Below are 19,836 nucleotides of genomic sequence, written 5' to 3' on the forward strand. Positions count from 1 at the left end.
ATAAATTAATTAATAGTCATCGGTTACAGGCAGAGAAACTAAAGCTTCTTTTGCAGAACGGTGGTTCATATTTTGAATATCCTTTTGTACTTTACCATCTTTTAGCATCACTGTTCGGCTGGTAAAAGATGCTATATCAGGTTCGTGTGTAACGAATACGATTGTTTTTCCCTGCTGATTGAGTTCCTGCATTAAAGTCATGATTTCATAAGAAGTACGTGTATCTAAGTTCCCGGTTGCTTCATCTGCAAGTATCATTACTGGCTCATTTACCAGCGCGCGGGCAATGGCTACCCGCTGCTGCTGGCCACCCGATAGTTGATTGGGTGTATGGTCTAACCGATCTCCTAGTTTTACAGCTTCAAGAGAAGCAATTGCTCTTTCTCTTCTCTCCTTGGTGCTGATTGAAGAATTATAAAGTAAGGGTAATTCAACATTTTCAAGTGCCGAGGTTCTGGGTAATAGATTATATGCTTGAAAAACGAAACCAATCTTTGTATTTCTGAGTTTGGCGAGTTCATCTCTTGATAGGTCTTTTACGTTTACATCATCCAGCAAATAAATCCCATTGGAAGGTTTATCCAGGCAACCTAATATATTCAGAAGTGTTGTTTTGCCTGAGCCGCTACTTCCCATAATGGTTACAAATTCTCCGGCATTTACATCAAAAGAAACACCTTTTAACGCCCTTACTGTTTCGCTTCCCATGGTAAACTCTCTTTTTACATCGTGGATTTCTAAGATCTTCTTGCTCATTTTCTTGCTGGTCTTTTAGGTAAGAATGGACTGGAGGCAGCTCCTTGAAAAGCTGCTACCTGATTCTGTGTTCCGGTAGCGATTACATCATTGGGTGTCAGTCCACTTATAACTTCTACCTGGGTATTGTTATTCAGGCCAGTTTTTATCTTTTTTTGAACAATTTTATTGCCTTCAACTACCCAAACGGTTCCTTCTCCTGCCGAAGGTGGATTACTTTCTGCATTTGCTATTGGAATGAGTTGATATTGGCTTGCAAGTGCAGCATCTGGTTGGTAATTTAATGCCTTAGCTGAAACCAGTGTAGCTCCTTCTATCTCTTTTGTATAGATAACGATACTGGCCGTCATTCCTGGTTTGAGTTTCTGATCATCGTTAGGTGCATCTATTAAGGTAGAGTAAGTAACAACATTGGAAGAAATTGACGGTTGTAAACGGATGTCTTTTACTGTACCATTGAAGGTGTCTTCAACAAAAGCGTCGACTGTAAAAGTTGAGCGTTGGCCTTTTTCAATTGCACCAATATCAGCTTCATCAACCTTGGCTACTACCTGCATTTTTGTAATATCTTTTGCAATGGTAAAGATGGTTGGTGTATTGAAGCTTGCAGCCACCGTTTGTCCGATATTAACACTTCTTCCAAGAACCACACCATCTATGGGTGAGTATATACTCGTGAAAGAAAGATTTCTTTGTGCAGACCTTAACTGCGCTTCAGCATTTGTTACAGAGGTTTTAGCTACCTGGTAATTATTGAGTGCGAGTTCGTATTCAGCTTTGCTGATAGATCCTGAATCAAATAGTTTTTGCTGACGTGCAAAGGTTGTTGATTGATAGTTTTCGTTACTCTTTGCCTGTGCTAAATTTGCGTTGGCCTTGTCTACATCGGCTTGTATCAGTGTTTTATCAAGTTCAGCTAATAGCTGGCCCTTTTTAACCGTTGAATTAAAGTCGGCATATAAAGCGGCGATTGTACCTGAGACCTGCGTACCTACACTTACAGTATCTACTGGTTGTATGGTTCCGGTTGCCGTTACGCTGGTGGAGATTTCTCCTATTGTTGGTTTTTCAGTAGAAAGTGTAAGCTGCTGCTCGGTAGTTCTAAGAAAAAAGTACCAGATTAGTCCAATGAAGACTATAATCAAGATAAGAATGGTGATGATTTTTTTTGGTTTCATGATTTATAAATTAATAGGTTCCCCAATGTAAAACTCATAGATTTTGGCTGCTAATAAGGCGTTGTATTTGGCTTGAATGTTTGATTGCAAAGCTTGTACGTATAGATTTCTTTGTTGATAGAAGTCGACAATATCAACCTCTCCCAGTTCTAATTCTTCATTTGCGATCCGGTATGCTTCTTCATTATATTTCAATTGCTCTGCTGCTGCCGCTAATTGATTTTTTGAGTTTTGAGCGTTGATGAAAGCATTTTCTGTAGTAAGCGATAAGCTTGTCCGTGTATCTTCATAAGCTAATTGGGCTTTTTCGCTTGCTATATTTGCCAGTGCAACATTTGTCTGATTCCTTTTCTTAGTAAAAATTGGAATGGATAAATTTATGCTGGCTTGCTGATGAAAATTATTAGTGAATTGCTGCAAAGCATTGTAAGTCGGATCGTTGGCATAGCTGGTTCCCATTCCTGTACTTAATGTGATGGTGGGAAGATAGCCTGCCTTTGCTTTTCCTAAACTCAGGTCAGCGATTTGTATCTGCAAGGCAGCATTCTTTATTTCCGGACGGTTTGCTAAGGCGTATTCTTGTACGTCTGAAAGTTCAGGCAGAATTTGATCGGTTATTATTGTATCCGGCTTTACTATTTCAAAGTTCGCTAGTTCCGGTAGCTGTAAAAGCTGCTTTAATGTAATCTTATCTTGACGTTCGGCATTTTCAGAAGCAGTTAAGTTGTATTGGTCGCTCGCCAATTGTGCTTCTAACTGAACTACATTTTTACGTGCGGTTGCACCGGCATCATATAATTTCTGTGCTTGCTCTAATTGGGCAATAGAGGTTGCAACAAGATCCCGATTGTAAATAATACTCTCTTTGTCTAGTAGAATATTTAAGTAAGCCTGTGTAATCTGTAGTGTAATATCATTTTCAGTTTGAAGGATATTAAAGTTTGCCGACTGGACCGCCAAGTCCTTCTGTTGGATATCCATTTTTAAGTAGCCTGCCTGGTATAATGTCCATGTTGAGTTTAATCCATAAGAACCTGATGCATTAATGGAAGAAGAGCTGCCTGAACTGAGATTGTAATGATTGAATGACTGAGAGGCGGAGCCACTTAAGTCAGGGAGTACGGCAGCTTTAGCTAGTATCTGATTTTGCTCGGCACTTTGCTTGTCCAGTTTTAAATTCTGTAATTGAATATTATTCTCTTTAGCATATTGTAGGCAAGCTGCTAAATCCCATACTTCAGGTAATGTTTTGGTAGTTGGGGCTTGGCTAAATCCTTCTAACCAGAAGAATCCCAAGAGTGCGATGATGAGGAATTTAATTTTGAAACGTGACATAAGGAATTGTTTAATTTCTGTTTATCTTCACCAAATCAACGCTTCTTAAATCAAACTGAAAAACGTAATAGACGAGCGTTGGAATCATATAGACCAACGGCAAATTGTAATCGACGGAAATATTTGGACATGTCTTATTTGGTTGATTACCTTGGTGAACTGTTAATTGTATTTAAATTCACAAAAGATGAATCCATTAAAAAGACGTTCTTATATCACTGTTGTGCTGCATGTATTGGTTTGGACGCTGTTTGCTTTTACTCCATTTTTTATTCTGCCATTAACATGGAATGTTAGCTTACCCTATCAGTTTTGGATTAAACAGGGAGGTGTTCTATGCATGTTAATTGGTATATTTTATTTCAATAGTTATATACTCGTTCCCCGGCTTTTGTTAAAGAATAAAGCTTTATTGTTTATCGCAGCAGTTCTTATTTTGTCATTGCTAATTGGTCCGTTGTCTAAACTTTTAGATGATATATTGCAGCTGCCAAGAGTAATGAATGAAACGTTCCGAGATTTGGGTATGAGACCAACGAGGGGGATGGGGAATGAGATATTTAATTCCATCCTGACCATGATAACTCTTTTTATAGTTACTATCAGTACGAGTGTTTCATTAATGCAGAAGTGGCAGGCAGATAAACTTCTTCGTGAAGCATTGGAGAAAGAAAAGATAGGATCTGAATTATCTTTCCTGAAGGCACAAATTAATCCTCATTTCTTTTTCAATACATTGAATAATATTTATGCATTAACCTATGTGGATGTTGAGACTTCCCGCAGCGCTTTGCATAAATTATCTCGCATGATGCGTTACCTGTTATACGATACACAGGCTGGCATTACTCCACTAAGTCAGGAATTATCTTTCGTAAAGGACTATATTGAACTAATGAAACTTCGGTTAAATGAGACAACCGAGATTGTGTTTAAGGAACCTGATCTGAAAGATAATATACAGATCCCTCCGATGCTTTTTTTGCCTTATATTGAAAATGCATTTAAATATGGGGTGAGTACTACAGTATCTTCTGTGATATCAATCGAGTTTAAGCTGGAAGCCAATAAATTGGATATGATAGTAAAGAACTCAGTTTTTAATGAACAAATAGCGGCCGTAGATGAGTATAGCGGCATAGGTCTGACAAATACTAAAAGACGTTTGGATTTGCTCTATCCGGAGAAGCATGAATTTACTTCACAGAAAACGCATGATAATGAGTTTATTGTTCACTTAACATTGATACTAAATGGTGCTTAATTGTATAGTTGTTGATGATGAACCATTTGCTCTGGGCTTGGTTTGCAGCTTTATTGAAAAGACTCCTTTTTTGAAATTAGCAGGAAGTTTTTCTAACGGAATAAAAGCATTGGAGATGCTGCATGAGCAAGCAATAGATTTGATCTTTCTAGATATTCAGATGCCTGATATAACCGGAATTCAATTAGCCCGTTTATTGGAAAGAAAGCCGGGAAGTGCAGGTCCACGGATAATTTTTACCACAGCCTATAATAACTTTGCGCTGGAAGGGTATAAAGTCGATGCATTGGATTATTTACTTAAACCTTTTGACTATGAAGATTTCTTAAAGGCTGCTAATAAAGCAAGAGCTTATGCTGAAATGTTAAAGCCTGTGCCGGAGATGTCGGTGAGTCCGGAAGAATATATTTTCTTGAAGGTTGAGTATAATCTAATTCGTGTTGCTATAAAGGATATCATCTATATTAAGGGTTTAAAAGACTATGTGATGGTGTATCTGGAAAGAACAGAAAGGCCTGTGCTCACTTTAACGAGCTTAAAGTCGCTGGAACAAAAGCTTTCCCCAAAAAAGTTTATGCGGTTGCATCGTTCTTATATTGTAGCACTTGAAAAAATAAATTCCATTACTAAAAATTCCATCAATATTGGCGATGTGAATATAACTATTGGCGATCAGTATAAAGATGCCTTTAATGAATATCTAAGTAAATGGTTGTAATTAAAGTATATTTACCCAATAAAGCATAAAACATGAAATTATTTAATCTACTTGTCGTAATTCAATTTGTAAGTCTAATGGCCTTTTCGCAAACTAATTCAAGCCTTCATGTAAAAGTTTCAAATGGAACTTTGGAAGGTGTCCTTGAGTCGTCTGGTATTCGTAGTTTTAAGGGAATACCCTTTGCACAAGCTCCTGTGGGAGATCTTAGGTGGAAGGATCCTCAACCAGCAAAAAATTGGACAGGGATAAAAAAGGCTGATAAATTCGGGCCCAGTGCGATGCAAACAAAAGTTTTTGGAGATATGAAATTTCGTTCGGACGGTATGAGTGAAGATTGTCTCTATCTCAATGTTTGGACCCCGGCGAAATCTTCGAATGAGAAACTTCCTGTTTTGGTATATTTCTATGGAGGTGGTTTTATGGCGGGCGATGGATCCGAGGCTCGCTACGATGGTGAGAATATGGCTAAAGAGGGCATCGTTGCTCTTACTGTAAACTACAGGCTTGGTGTTTTTGGTTTTTTGGCACATCCTGAGTTGACTAAAGAATCTCCTCATAATTCATCTGGTAATTATGCCTTGATGGATCAGAATGCCGCTTTGAGGTGGGTACAGGAAAATATAGCGGCCTTTGGTGGAGATCCTGCACGGGTAACGATTGCTGGCGAGTCGGCTGGTTCAATAGCCGTATCTGCCCAGATGGCATCCCCTTTATCAAAGGATCTAATTGCAGGCGCAATTGGCGAAAGTGGTGCTATGATCTTCCCAACACTTGCACCGGTTTCAATGGAAGTTGGTGAGCAGAATGGCCTTGCATTCGCTGAAAAAGTTAAAGCCGGTTCTCTTGCTGCATTACGTGCAATGCCTGCTGAAGAACTGCTTCAGGCAGCTTCAATGCCCGGAGTTTTTAGTGCATCTTCAACTATTGACGGGTATTTTTTACCAAAGACATTGCCGGCCATTTTCGCTGCCGGAGAACAAGCTAAGGTTCCTCTGCTCGCAGGATGGAATTCTGCAGAGATACCTTATCAGGCATTTATGGGTGCAGATGCACCGACTCCGGAGAACTATGCGAAAAAGATAAGACAGGAATACCCTGAACAGGCGGATTTGATTTTGAAACTGTATCCTGGAAATACACAGCAAGAAGTAGTTCGGTCGGCAACTGCATTAGCGAGTGATGGGTTTATTGTATATAGTACCTGGAAATGGATTGATTTGCAAACTTTGACAGGTGGAAAACCTGTTTATCGCTATTTGTTCTCAAAATCAAAGCCACCAATGGCTTCTGAGTTCTCCAATTTAGTTCCTGGCCTGGCTGGTGGCTTTACTGAAGGAAAACAAGAGATTACGACACAACAGACGCCAGTTTCAGAAGGTGCTCCTCATGCTTTTGAAATTGAGTATGCAATGGGTAACCTTGATACCAATCCGGTTTATGCATGGACTTCAGATGACTATAAGGTGTCTAAAACTATGTTTAAGTACTTTGCCAATTTTATAAAAACAGGAAATCCAAACGGTCCAGACCTTCCTCAATGGTCGCCTACTACGAATACGGATAATGCACCATTTATAAATATAGATGTTATTACTAAACAGGAGCTGGCGACTGATCGTGCACGTTACTTATTTTTAGATGGAATTTACACAAAATAATATCGCTATCTGACTATCGGATGGTACAGGATAGAGGTGGATAGTACAGGACAGTTGTTTAAATTATTAAAGTTAGTTTCGTAATGATTATTTACTATGATGGTTTATTTAAATGGTAGTACATATATGTAGGGGTGATATATTAATAAGTATTCGCCCCTACCTATGTACTAAATAACCATTCAGTTTATCTGTATTAGTTTTATAATTTCTTATGAAAATGTAGACATAGGATACAATTGAGAGATTCTATTTGTTAAGAGTGGGACGGGGTGATTTATAGTCGGTTTATTGTAAGCATGTTTATTGTACAGAGATTTTTAGATCATGGTACAATAACATGCTTTTTTTGTTAAAGCATGAAAACTGATAATAGATGGCGAAGTCCTTAAATGCTTGCTGCCCGAGTTTTTCTCATTATTAAAATAAAGATTATTTTTTTGATTTTATTTATTGTAAATTTCAAATATTAACACCAATTATTATGAAGCTGATGCCTTTCTTTGAGCATGTTACGATTGATGAACATTCAATAACGCCTAAATATATACAGCTTACGAATTCAGTATTAAAGGCAATTGAAATGGGTAAGCTGACTAAGGATGAAATTCTGCCTTCAATCAATGAGCTTAGTTATATTCTTGAAATATCAAGAGATACAGCTGAGAAGGGGTATAAGCATTTGAAGAAAATGGGGGCTCTGGGCTCTGTGCCGGGTAAAGGATATTATGTGTTAAATACTCATCTAAAGCAAAAACTGCATGTTGTTCTCTTTTTTAACAAATTGAGCGCACATAAGAAGTTGATATATGATGCCTTTATATCGACTATTGGAGAGGATGTTTCTGTTGATTTTTATATCTATAATAATGATTTAACTTACTTTAAGAAGCTTTTATTAAATCCGAAGCGTGAATATACACATTATGTAATCATACCTCACTTTGTTGATGGTAGAGAAAAGGCGGTAGAAATAATAAATTCGATACCAAAGGAGAAGCTTGTATTAGTAGATAAAGAAATTCCTGGTATTGAGGGAAATTATGCAGCAGTATATGAAAGCTTCTCAAACGATATCTATAATGCACTTGAGCAGGCTAGAGAACGCTTAAGTAAATACGATACTTTAAAGTTGATATTTCCGGATAAAAGTTACTATCCTAAAGATATTATAAAGGGGTTCTACAGATTTTGTCAACAGTATGCATTCACACATTTATTGGTAAGCGATGTATCAAAAGAACCCATTAAAGCTGGTGAAGTTTATATTAATTTGATGGAAGATGATTTGGTAAAGTTATTAGACCGGATCATGTTGTTAAAATTAGAAGTTGGAAAAGATGTGGGTGTGATCTCGTATAATGAGACGCCATTGAAAAAGTTTATTATGAATGGAATAACAACAGTATCGACAGATTTTAGCCATATGGGAGTCACCGCTGCCAAGTTGATTCTAGAGAATTCTACACGCCATGAGGAAGTACCGTTTTATCTAACTATTCGTTCATCTCTTTAAAAAATGTCTTATGGAAATGATAATTTAATGTTGCAATTACTTATCTCATAACAGCACATGACAGTTAAACAGAACACATTTTCTATCATTGTGATATTAGAATAATCAATTAATATTAAACATTAAATCTTATACTTTACTAGTTAATCTTCTAATTAAAACAGAGGGTTAAAAGAGAATTGATAAGAGAATTGAACTAGATAACGTAAAATATGACAAACTTAAAATCCAAACTTAATTTTAGCCATGTAAGCTATCTCTGGGATGATGAGACAGCGGCTAAATTGGCAGGTGACGAAGTAGCTTTGCTACTTTATCGGTCAAATCTTCTTGGTTCAGATTTGCGTTTAACCAATTATGGTGGAGGTAATACCTCATGCAAAACTATTGAGAAAGATCCCCTTTCTAATAAAGCAGTAGAAGTGATGTGGATTAAAGGGTCTGGCGGAGATATTGGAACATTAAAGAGGAGCGGATTGGCAGCCTTGTATTTGGATAGACTGTTGGATCTTAAGGATGTTTATAGGGGTATAGAATATGAAGATGAAATGGTGAATTTATTTAATCATTGCATTTATGATCTAGATTCTAAGGCTCCTTCCATTGACACACCTTTGCATGGGTTTTTACCATTTAAACATATTGACCATTTACATCCGGATGCTGCGATTGCAATTGCAGCGGCAAAAGATGGTGAAAGAATTACTCAGGAGTTATTTAATGGTGAAATAGGTTGGGTTGGATGGCAAAGACCAGGTTTTGACTTAGGTTTGAAACTTAAAGAATGCTTGGATAATAATCCAGGTATAAAAGGAATTATGTTAGGTTCACACGGGTTATTTACCTGGGGAGACACAGCCTATGATTGCTATATTAATACATTAACTGTTGTTGAAAAATGTGCTCAATATATAGAAGACAGAGTTGAAAGTAATGGGTCTGTTTTTGGAGGGCAACGTCTGCAAAGTTTAAATGAAGATAAACGAAAAGAACAGGCTGCAAAGATTGCACCTGTTTTGAGAGGGCTCTGCTCTTCTGAGCGACATATGATTGGTCATTTCACAGATGATAAGCGTATTTTGGAATTTATAAATTCCAATGACCTTGATCGTTTGGCTCCTATGGGAACCAGCTGTCCGGATCACTTCTTACGTACGAAGATAAGTCCGCTCGTGCTTAATTTAGAGCCTGATACCGACTTAAGTGATCCAGAAGAAATTTCATCTAAGCTTCAGCCTTTATTTGAAGACTATCGAAAAATGTATGCTGAATATTATGAAACTTGCAAGCATGCAAATTCTCCTAAAATGAGAGACCCAAATCCGGTAATTATCTTATATCCGGGAGTTGGATTGTTTTCTTTTTCAAAGGATAAACAAACTACCAGGGTAGCTGCAGAGTTCTATACCAATGCAATTAACGTTATGCGTGGTGCGGAAGCTATTTCAGAATATACTTCTTTAGATAGGCAGGAAGCTTTTAATATTGAATATTGGTTGCTGGAAGAAGCGAAACTTCAACGTATGCCAAAACCGAAGGCATTATCAGGCAAGATTGCTTTAGTAACAGGTAGCTCGGGTGGAATTGGAAAAGCAATAGTTAGAAAGTTTATTGAGGAGGGAGCAGTAGCTGTTGTGAATGATATGGATCTAGAGCGATTGGCAACTACCGGTAATAAATTCTTAGAACAATATGGTAAAGATAGTTTTATAACGGTGCCTTTAAATGTAACGAAAGACGAAGAGATTCAACGAGCTTTCGATGCTGCTGCTCTTAACTTTGGAGGAGTGGATATCGTAGTTAACTGTGCAGGTTTATCGATTTCAAAATCGATTGAGGATCATACTGACGCAGATTGGGATCTTTTATATGATGTGTTGGTAAAAGGGCAGTTTAAGATTACTCAAGCAGCAGTTAGAGTTCTGAAAAAGCAAAAGATAGGTGGAGATATAATAAACATCGCCAGTAAGAATGGCTTGGTTTCAGGGCCTAACAATGCAGGCTACGGTTCAGCAAAAGCAGCACAAATACATCTAAGCAGATTAAATGCTGCGGAACTTGGAAAGGACAAAATTCGGGTTAACGTTGTGAATCCTGATGCAGTAATTTCTGATAGTAAGATATGGGAAGGTGCTTGGGCAGAAGGACGTGCTAAAGCTTATGGAATTAAAATTGAAGAGTTGCCGGCTTTCTATGCTAAGCGTACTTTATTGAATGAAATGATTTTGCCTGCAGATATCGCAAATGCTTGTTTCGTGTTTGTTGGAGGCTTAATGAATAAAGCTACTGGAAACGTATTAAATGTAGATGGTGGAGTTTCTATGGCATTTGTGAGATAGAAAATAGAGGATCATTATGAAAAAACCTGTTATAGCTGTATTTGATGTAGGAAAAACAAATAAAAAGCTTTTTCTATTTGATGAACAGTATAAGATAGTTTTTGAACGATCGGCACGTTTTCTTGAAATTACAGATGAAGATGGATTTCCCTGTGAGAACCTGGAGAGCCTAAGACTTTCGATATTTGATTCTTTGCATGAAGTATTTCGTAATTCGGAGTTTGAAATAAAAGCGATCAATTTTTCTACCTATGGGGCCAGTATGGTGCATGTAGATGAAAATGGAAGACCTTTAACCCCGCTATACAGCTATTTGAAACCATATCCCGAAGACATTCAAAGAGAGTTTTATTCAAAATATGGCGGAGAGGATCAATTTGCATTTCAAACGGCTTCTCCTGTTTTGGGGAGTCTGAACTCCGGAATGCAGCTTTATAGGATAAAGAAAGAAAGACCAGAGCTATTTAAAAAGATAAAATATGCTTTACATCTTCCGCAATATATGAGCTTCCTTGTTTCTGGGAAGCTATATTCAGATATAACTAGCATTGGCTGTCACACCAATTTATGGGATTTCAGTAAGAATGCATATCATGAATGGGTTGACAAAGAAGGGATAAGAGATAAATTAGCACCGATTGTACCGTCGGATAGTGTGATGCCTGCAACTTTTCCGGGTAACAATTATGGAGTAGGAACTGGCTTACACGATAGTTCGGCTGCATTAATACCTTATCTGGTAAGTTTTCAAGAGCCATTCATTCTTATTTCAACCGGAACCTGGTGTATAAGTTTTAATCCTTTTACAGCTAGTCCGTTGACAAAGGAGGAACTTCAGTCAGATTGTCTTTCATATATACAATATCAAGGTACTCCGGTAAAAGCTTCACGGCTTTTTGCGGGTCATGAACATGAAGTGGAGGTAAAAAGGATCGCACAATATTTCAATCAGGTTACTTCGAAGTATAAAAATGTAGCATTTGAAAGTAAGTACTTTGATATTGTGAATGATAAAAGAAGTACACAGCCTTTCTCAGAAATAGATTTGTCTGTATTCTCATCAGATATCGAAGCATACCATTACCTAATGGCGAATATTGTTTTACAACAAAAAAAATCAACAGAATTAATTATTAATTCATCTGGCGTGAACCGGATTTTCGTAGATGGGGGTTTTAGTAAGAATTCGATCTATATGAATCTTCTATCACGAGTGTTTCCTGAGATGGAAGTTTTTGCTGCTTCAATGGCTCAGGCTACTGCAATGGGAACAGCTCTGGCAATTCACAGTTCTTGGAATACTCTGCCCTTGCCTAATGATTTAATTGAGTTGAAATTTTATGCTGCTTCTAAGCAGCCGAAGCTATAATTAATATACCTAATGGAAAAGATGAACGAAAATGATAGTTTATTGAAGTACAACCCTCAATATCCATCTATCTCTGATTTGAAAAAGAAAGCCAAACAGAGAATGCCGAAATTTGCCTTTGATTATCTTGAAGGTGGTTGTAATGATGAAGTTAATTTGTTGCGTAACGAATCTGATTTTCATCAGATTAGTTTGATGCCTCATTATCTTCGAAAGATTAAGGGGATGGATATGAGTGTTGATTTGTTTGGTCATCGCTATTCTGCTCCTATTGGCATATCTCCAATTGGTTTGCAAGGTTTAATGTGGCCTAATGCACCTGAAATATTAGCAAAGGCGGCCTTAAGACAGAATATTCCTTATATTTTAAGTACTGTTTCTACAAGCAGTATTGAGAGAATTGCTGAGGTTTCAGAGGGGCAGGCCTGGTTTCAGCTCTATCATCCAACAGAAAACAGCTTGCGTGATGATATTCTAAAACGACTGGCAGCTGTTCAGTGCCCGGTCTTAGTTGTACTTGTTGATGTTCCCTCTTTTGGTATGCGATATCGTGAAATAAAGAGTGGCTTATCCATGCCTCCACGGATGACTATTAATAATTTTCTACAAGCAGCTACTCGACCAACTTGGGCTTTTGAAACACTTCGAGTAGGTATACCTGAGTTTGCAACCTTAAAACCCTATATGTCTAAAGACTTAAATCTGAGTCAGTTGGGTAAATTTATGAATTCCACTTTTACAGGTAGGGTTGATGCTGATAAGATTTCAGCTATCCGAGATATTTGGAAAGGAAAACTTGTAATTAAAGGCATTGTTAATGAAGAGGATGCAGAGAAAGTGACAGCTATTGGAGCAGATGGAATTATTGTTTCTAATCATGGAGGACGGCAGATTGATTCTGGAGAGTCGACTATTAAGCCTTTGAAAGGCTTGGTAGATAAATTTGGGGATAAATTAAAAGTTATGATTGATAGTGGTTTGCGATCAGGACCTGATATTGGAAGAGCCTTGGCTTGTGGTGCTGATTTTACCTTTATGGGCAGGCCCTTTATGTATGGAGTAGGCGCCTTAGGTGAAAAAGGTGGCGATCATACAATTGCTATATTGAAACTACAGCTAAAGCAGGTTATGGAACAATTGGGTTGCGAAACGTTGGAGGATTTCAAGGAATGTTTAATTCAAAAATAATTAAATCAGCAATGTTATTCCTTTGAAATATATTAATACTTAGCCCTTATAATAAAATTAAAAAGCTTCACCTAAACTTACTGATACTCCAGAATAACCTTTACTAAAACCATAGTCGATTGCAATATTAGTATTCGAACCTTTATTGAACTTAACTCGTAATCCTGCACCGGCTGCAGGATTAATGTGTTTAAATCTACTGTTGTCCGTATCACTTACGGAATTAATGCTAGCAAAAACTACAAATCCAAATAAGCCATTGTTGGTTATATCTCTACGATATTCGCTTTCGAGGTAGATCAGGGTTTTTCCACGATAACGACTTTGCTCTATTCCTCTGCCCGACTTATATTGAGGTTCCATCCCTATACTGGGTAAGTTTAGGTACGGAGTATGATTATCTAAAACCGTCCAGAAATAAGACCAGACTGCTAATACATTTTGTTGACCTGGCCTTTTTGCAAAAGGGATATATTTTCGTGCATCGAGATAGATTGATCGCCATGTAGAATTGCTGCCTAACAATGTTGAGTTTACACGATAGATTAAATTAGCATAAACGCCAGGAATAGGATTTATAGAATTATTACGAGTATCGTAAAGTAAATTTAGGCTGATGCCCGAAGAAAAAGCATTTGAACCTTCTTCAGTCCCATAATTATAACCTGTAAAATCTGCCAGACCTGTTGGATAATCTGTATGAATATTATGAAAGTAATCTAAGTTGTATCCAATGCCTGCATAAAAATAGGGCTTGATGCGTTTCAGGGCACTTTGGTAGAATCGGATATAATTATAGTTAATCAGCAGTTTATCTTCAGAAGGCTGGCCTCCGCCTAACCCCCAAGTATATTGAGGATAAACCATAAAATGCGTATCGCCCTTGATATTCCAAGTGTTATTGGCAAGCCAGAGATTACTTCTTAGTGGAATACCGAAACGGCTTCTGAAATTCCAATATGGAGTAAAAACTACAGAAGAGAGGTATGTACTATCCCGATTCCCTAAATAAAATCCTGCTGTAGTGGATGTTATTAAGATATTGCCACCGCCAGGTAATTCTCCTGAAATGGGTAATATGGAGAAGTACGCTTTTTTATTCTTTTCTTCTTCAAGGGTTTTTGGTTTTATCTTCAATATGGATTTTCCAATATCGAGTAAGTCTTTTTGTTTAGAAGTATCGCTGGGTACATTATTTTCAATGATAGCATTACTCGCGTTTTGCGAGTAAGTGAAAAGAGGAAACAGTGTCAGTAAAAGACAAAAGTGAATCACACTCAACAGTTTACGCATAGTAATACACGGTATATTTCATTATTCATATGAATAACGGTCTATTGTTATCCTAGTTTGATAAATTAACAGCAGGAATAATGTTTTGTTTGTACATTTAACTGTCGAAAACTATGTAAAATATTAATGACTTAGGTTATTAATTGATATAGGTCAAGATTTTTCCAGCAAAGGTAATGTATCTTTGATACCAAAGAAAAAGAAATTTATAAATAAACATTTAAATACAATTAAGATTATTATGAGAAAAATCACTTTATTTTTAGCCTTGCTATTTGCATCAGCCGGAGTATTTGCACAAACTACATGGGAAGCTGATCCAAATCATTCAAAATTAGGATTTACTGTAACACATTTAGGGATTGCAGATGTTCCTGGACATTTTGATAAATTCGATGTAAGTATTGTTTCATCAAAAGAGGACTTCAGTGATGCTGCGATTGAATTGACTGTTCCGACTAATACAATCAATACGCGAGTAGAACAAAGAAATACTCACTTAAAAAGCCCTGACTTTTTCGATGTGGAGAAATTCCCTACAATGACGTTTAAAAGTACATCGATTGAGAAAGTAAGTGATGGTAAGTATAATGTAAAAGGAAATCTTACTTTACTAGGTGTGACTAAACCTATAACTGTAACGATGAATCACCGTGGAACTATTGTAAATCCTCAAGGAGCATCTGTTGCAGGAATTCAGATTTTAGGCACATTCAAGCGTTCTGATTTCGGACTTGGATCTAAATTCCCTGCACCAATGATTAGTGATGAAGTAATCGTTAAAGCAGACGGTGAGTTTCAGCATAAGAAATAAGAATCATTAACAGGATTTGGAAAGCGGATTATTAATAATCCGCTTTTTTTGTGCATTAATTTGTTATTTTACATTTGAATTAATCTATTAGAATATTAGGATGAAAATTCTTCATACAGCAGATTGGCACCTTGGAAAGCGTCTTGAGAAATTCTCGCGCATGGATGAGCAGCGTGAAGTTCTGGAAGAGATTATACAGATTGCAGAGGATAATGATGTAGACGGAGTATTGATAGCCGGAGACCTGTTTGATAATTTCAATCCTTCGACTGAGGCAGTAGAATTGTTTTATAGAAGTCTTAAGCGATTGTCAAATAATGGGAAAAGGGTGGTTGTTGCTATTGCCGGAAACCATGACTCCCCTGATAGGATTGAGGCTCCGGATCCTTTGGCAAGGGAGTGTGGCATTTTGTTTGCCGGGTATCCCGACTCGGTTATATCGGTTGGAGAGTTAGATTGCGGTATAGCAATTCTTCAGAGCGAGCCAGGTTTTATTGAGTTAAAATTGCCTGGATGTGATGAAACACTTCGTATAATTATTACTCCGTATGCCAATGAGTATCGCTTAAAGACATTTTTGGGAGTAGATGAGACTGAAAGTGAATTACGGAATGTTTTAGAGACCAGATGGAAGGAATTAGCAGATAGGTACTGTGATGATAAGGGAGTAAATATTTTATTAGCTCACTTATTTATGATGAAGAAGGGTTCTGCTCCACCAGAAGAGCCGGAGGATGAGAAGCCAATCTTGCATGTGGGTGGTGCGCAAGCTATATATTCTGAGAATATACCTGAACAGATTCAATATGTTGCATTAGGTCATTTACATAGACATCAGAAAATCGATAATAAACCTTGTCCTATGGTTTATTGCAGCAGTCCATTAAGTTATAGCTTTGCCGAAGCAGAACAGCAGAAGTTTGTTGTTTTGTTGGATATAGAGCCTGCGAAAGAGGTTCAGTATTCCAAGATTCCATTAACCAAGGGCAAGAAACTGCAACGTAAACGGTTTGATGATATTGACGAAGCTGTTAAGTGGCTACAAGAGAACCCTGATTCTCTTGTAGAGCTTACGATGGTGACAGATCAATATATGCGTTCCGATGATCGGAAAAGGCTTTTACAAGTGCATTCAGGAATAGTCACCCTTATTCCGGAGCTTATCAATTCGGATCAAGTGGAATCTCAGTCTCAAACGCTTGATCTTAATCAAAGTATCGAGGATTTGTTTAAACAATACTTTCAACATCGCCACGGGATAGAAGTAAATGATGAGTTATTTGATTTATTTAAAGAAATTAAAGCTGAACAAAACGAGGAATGATACCTATAACGCTGGTTATTAAAGGGCTGTACTCTTATCAGGAGGCACAAACAATTGAATTTGATAAGCTTATTGAAGGACAATTGTTCGGAATCTTTGGGTCTGTTGGATCGGGTAAGTCTTCAATTCTTGAGGCGATCTCTTTTGCTCTTTATGGGGAAACAGAAAGATTGAATCAAAGAGATAATCGTAATTATAATATGATGAATTTAAAATCGAATGATCTGTTAATCGATTTTAGATTCAAGAATTTTGATAATGAAGAATATCGTTTTATTGTGCGTGGAAAAAGAAATGGGAAAGACTTTAATAAAATAGGAACTTTTGATCGTAGCACATATAAATATATCAATGGTGAATGGATGCCATTAGAAAGTACTTCTGCAGATTCTATATTAGGACTTAGTTATGAGAATTTTAGAAGAACCATTATCATTCCACAAGGGAAGTTTCAGGAATTTCTGCAGTTAGGTGATAAGGCTAGAACGGATATGTTGAAAGAGATATTCAACCTTAATAAATATGAGTTCTTTTATCAAACATCGAGTATTGAACGTAAAAACAATGAGGCCATTCAGAATTTGAAAGGTCAACTTTCTCATTATGATTATCTAATGAAAGAGGTTATTGATAAAAGAGAGACAGAAGTTAAACAATTGAAGGAAGAGCTAGACCAGAAAAGGCTATATCTATATGCAGAAGAAAAATTATACGAAGCACAATTAAAGGAAAAAAGGCTTTTTGATGATCAAGCATCCTATCTTAAGCAACTAAATGGACTTCTGGAAGCGGGTTCAGATATTGAACAGCTGGATAAAAAAGCACAAGATTATGAATACTGCCAGTTGCATTTTAAAAATAGATTAGAGCGCAGACAGGAAGTGGAGACTTTAATTAAGAAGCACACAGATTCCGGTCATGAATTAGTGCGTCTTTTTAATGAATGTTGTTCAAGCCTTGAACTTTTAACAAAAGAGCAGGAAGACGTAGAAATAGAATATAAAAAGCAGGAGAAATATAAGGAATTAGCTATTGAATATAAACATATTCTTTCTTTAATTCAGATAAGAGCAGATAAAATCAAATTGAAGAAACGAATTGAAGACGGACAAATTTATGTAAATAAGGCTGTTGGGGAAAGGACTGCTATTGAAAATAATATTGCTGCGCTAAAAGCAAGAACTCGTGAATTAAAGGCTTCTTTACCGGATTTAAATATTCTTTCCGATTTAAGAACATGGTTCTTTAAAAAAGAACATTTAGAGAGATCAATAAAAGGTTTTGAAGGCAAAGTAAATGAGTTAAAAGAAAGAAAAAAGATTATAACCCAAACAATTCATCAGCAATTAGCTCATCCTCTTTTAAAAGAGATAAAGACAGGTATTTATCCAGGTTATCATCGCGATCAGCTGCAGCAATTGAAAGATCATCATCGTGAAAAGCAAAAGGAAGTCCAAGGGCTAATCGAACATTATAATTTGCAAGTAAAATTAGGTGAATTTAGTAGCCAATTAAACGATGGAGAGGCTTGTGTTTTATGCGGCTCAGTTCACCATCCCAAAGTTTTAAAGGTGGACGATGTTTTGTCCCATTTAGAGAAAGCAACTTCCCATTTAGGAGAACTTAGAGAAATTGATGGGCTTCTGGAGAGGTTTCTTACTGAACTTTCACATTTCATTTATGAAGAACAGGTAATCTCACAGCATATTACGATTGCTCAGAAGCAACTGGATGAAGAAAACTTAATCTATTTGGAACACAAAGCTTCTTTTAGATGGGAGAATCATTCTTCTCAAAAACCAGAAGCAGTAGATTTTGCATTTAAGGAAGCTGAGAAAACACAAGAGGAGATCTTACTCTTAGAAAAAGAAATCATAGAACTAGAAGCCCTTTTAGTAAAGAAAAATGCTGATTATGATCGATACCAGAAGGCAGTTAATGAGTTTGAGATTCAGTTGGTTGAAAAAAGAACGGAGTTTTTGACCCTCCAACGGCAAGTTAAGAATCTTTCTTTTGAAGAATATCAGGAAGTGTCTGATGTTGAATTGGAATCAAAGATTAAAACACTTTATGCTACTATAGATTCCGTTAAAGGGCGTTTTGAGGCTTTTACTGAAAAGTATCAAGATCTTGCTAATCAAAAAATCACTCTCTCGGAGAGAATTAATTCATCCCAACAGCTGATTTCTGAGAATAAAGAGTCTTTGGAAAGGATTGAGATTGAATTAGAGAATGAATTGGCAAAATCTTCCTATTCTGATTTTCAACATATCCAGTCAATTCTAAAAGAGCCGATCGATTTGTTAGCGATTAAGAAACGAGTATTAGAGCATAAGAAGGAAGTGTTCGCAATTGAACAACGTCTTGAACAGCTACAAGATGTATTGGGTAACCGTGTGTTTAACGAAGAGCAATTTATATCGCTTGAAGCAAAGCTTATTGAACTTAAAAATGAGCTTGAAGTTATTCACTCAAACTATATTCGGGAGTCTGAATTATTAAAAGCGAATAAGCAAGATTACGATAAGAAAGTTAAACTTGAAAAGGATTATGAGAAGTTACAACATCGTGCTTTAAATATTAATACACTTAAGCAGCTTTTTAAAGGAAGTGGCTTTGTGAGTTATATTTCTACAGTTTATTTGCAGAATCTTTGTCATGCTGCAAATGCCCGCTTTTATAAACTCACAAGGCAACAATTGCGTTTAGAGGTTAATGATAAGAATGATTTTCAGGTAAGAGATTTCTTAAATAATGGTAAAGTGAGGAACGTGAAGACCTTATCAGGCGGACAAACCTTTCAGGCTTCTCTTTCATTGGCATTAGCTCTGGCGGAGAGCGTGCAACAACAGAATAAATCTAATCAGAATTTCTTCTTTTTGGATGAAGGATTTGGATCCTTAGATAAGGAGTCGCTTCAAATTGCGTTTGAAACCTTAAAGTCGCTTCGTAAGGAGAATCGTATTGTAGGAATCATATCACATGTAGAAGAGCTACAGCAAGAGATTGATGTATTTCTTACGATCGTAAATGATCCTTTTACAGGAAGTAAAATTACAGGAAATTGGGAGTAATTGCCAG

The 19,836-nt window shown here is 36.9% G+C and carries 14 protein-coding genes; 10 read left to right on the forward strand and 4 right to left on the reverse strand.

The annotated features are described in order from the left end of the window. Nucleotides 1-9 precede the first annotated feature (9 nt). From VL047_RS12465 to VL047_RS12475, 3 genes are read right to left on the reverse strand one after another with little or no spacing between them, the layout of a single operon-like run. Nucleotides 10-756 carry an ABC transporter ATP-binding protein gene (locus VL047_RS12465; protein ID WP_325361033.1) on the reverse strand — a complete coding sequence of 249 codons (747 nt, stop codon included), beginning with the start codon at nucleotides 754-756 and terminating at the stop codon, nucleotides 10-12. After that, a complete protein-coding gene (locus tag VL047_RS12470) occupies nucleotides 753-1,934 on the reverse strand; it encodes an efflux RND transporter periplasmic adaptor subunit (RefSeq protein ID WP_325361034.1) in 1,182 nt (393 codons plus the stop codon). Before VL047_RS12470 ends, VL047_RS12465 begins: the two co-directional genes overlap by 4 nt. Before the next feature lie 3 nt (nucleotides 1,935-1,937). Continuing rightward, nucleotides 1,938-3,269 (reverse strand): TolC family protein, encoded by a 1,332-nt coding sequence (locus VL047_RS12475; RefSeq protein ID WP_325361036.1) that lies wholly within the window; start codon nucleotides 3,267-3,269, stop codon nucleotides 1,938-1,940. A 187-nt stretch (nucleotides 3,270-3,456) separates the two neighbouring features. On the opposite strand from VL047_RS12475, the gene VL047_RS12480 reads away from it, so the two are divergent. The 7 genes from VL047_RS12480 to VL047_RS12510 all read left to right on the forward strand — a co-directional run bounded on the left by VL047_RS12480 (nucleotide 3,457) and on the right by VL047_RS12510 (nucleotide 13,324). Next, the gene (locus tag VL047_RS12480) at nucleotides 3,457-4,533 is read left to right on the forward strand and encodes a sensor histidine kinase (RefSeq protein WP_325361037.1); all 1,077 of its coding nucleotides are present in this window, start codon (nucleotides 3,457-3,459) and stop codon (nucleotides 4,531-4,533) included. Then, the gene (locus tag VL047_RS12485) at nucleotides 4,523-5,251 is read left to right on the forward strand and encodes a LytTR family DNA-binding domain-containing protein (RefSeq protein WP_325361038.1); all 729 of its coding nucleotides are present in this window, start codon (nucleotides 4,523-4,525) and stop codon (nucleotides 5,249-5,251) included. Before VL047_RS12480 ends, VL047_RS12485 begins: the two co-directional genes overlap by 11 nt. A 32-nt stretch (nucleotides 5,252-5,283) precedes the next feature. Further along, nucleotides 5,284-6,912 carry a carboxylesterase/lipase family protein gene (locus VL047_RS12490; RefSeq protein ID WP_325361039.1) on the forward strand — a complete coding sequence of 543 codons (1,629 nt, stop codon included), beginning with the start codon at nucleotides 5,284-5,286 and terminating at the stop codon, nucleotides 6,910-6,912. A gap of 484 nt (nucleotides 6,913-7,396) precedes the next feature. After that, complete coding sequence (locus tag VL047_RS12495; protein ID WP_325361041.1) at nucleotides 7,397-8,428, forward strand: substrate-binding domain-containing protein; 1,032 nt, start codon at nucleotides 7,397-7,399, stop codon at nucleotides 8,426-8,428. Between the two features lie 212 nt (nucleotides 8,429-8,640). After that, nucleotides 8,641-10,767, forward strand: coding sequence for a bifunctional aldolase/short-chain dehydrogenase (locus VL047_RS12500; RefSeq protein WP_325361042.1), 2,127 nt, complete (start codon nucleotides 8,641-8,643; stop codon nucleotides 10,765-10,767). Nucleotides 10,768-10,783: 16 nt separating this feature from the next. Then, a complete protein-coding gene (locus tag VL047_RS12505) occupies nucleotides 10,784-12,136 on the forward strand; it encodes an FGGY-family carbohydrate kinase (RefSeq protein WP_325361044.1) in 1,353 nt (450 codons plus the stop codon). Nucleotides 12,137-12,148: 12 nt separating this feature from the next. Next, complete coding sequence (locus tag VL047_RS12510) at nucleotides 12,149-13,324, forward strand: alpha-hydroxy acid oxidase (protein WP_325361046.1); 1,176 nt, start codon at nucleotides 12,149-12,151, stop codon at nucleotides 13,322-13,324. Nucleotides 13,325-13,381: 57 nt separating this feature from the next. Here the strand turns inward: VL047_RS12510 and VL047_RS12515 are convergent, their stop codons facing one another. After that, complete coding sequence (locus VL047_RS12515; RefSeq protein WP_325361048.1) at nucleotides 13,382-14,617, reverse strand: BamA/TamA family outer membrane protein; 1,236 nt, start codon at nucleotides 14,615-14,617, stop codon at nucleotides 13,382-13,384. Between the two features lie 241 nt (nucleotides 14,618-14,858). Between VL047_RS12515 and VL047_RS12520 the strand changes: the two genes are divergently transcribed. From VL047_RS12520 to VL047_RS12530, 3 genes are all read left to right on the forward strand, one after another. After that, the gene (locus tag VL047_RS12520; protein WP_325361049.1) at nucleotides 14,859-15,431 is read left to right on the forward strand and encodes a YceI family protein; all 573 of its coding nucleotides are present in this window, start codon (nucleotides 14,859-14,861) and stop codon (nucleotides 15,429-15,431) included. 100 nt (nucleotides 15,432-15,531) lie between these two features. After that, nucleotides 15,532-16,755, forward strand: coding sequence for an exonuclease SbcCD subunit D (locus VL047_RS12525; protein ID WP_325361051.1), 1,224 nt, complete (start codon nucleotides 15,532-15,534; stop codon nucleotides 16,753-16,755). Then, complete coding sequence (locus tag VL047_RS12530) at nucleotides 16,752-19,829, forward strand: SbcC/MukB-like Walker B domain-containing protein (RefSeq protein WP_325361052.1); 3,078 nt, start codon at nucleotides 16,752-16,754, stop codon at nucleotides 19,827-19,829. The genes VL047_RS12525 and VL047_RS12530 overlap by 4 nt, the downstream gene beginning before the upstream one ends. The last annotated feature ends 7 nt before the right edge of the window (nucleotides 19,830-19,836 follow it).

Source organism: Albibacterium sp., from assembly GCF_035514885.1.
Taxonomy (GTDB): Bacteria; Bacteroidota; Bacteroidia; order Sphingobacteriales; family Sphingobacteriaceae; genus Albibacterium.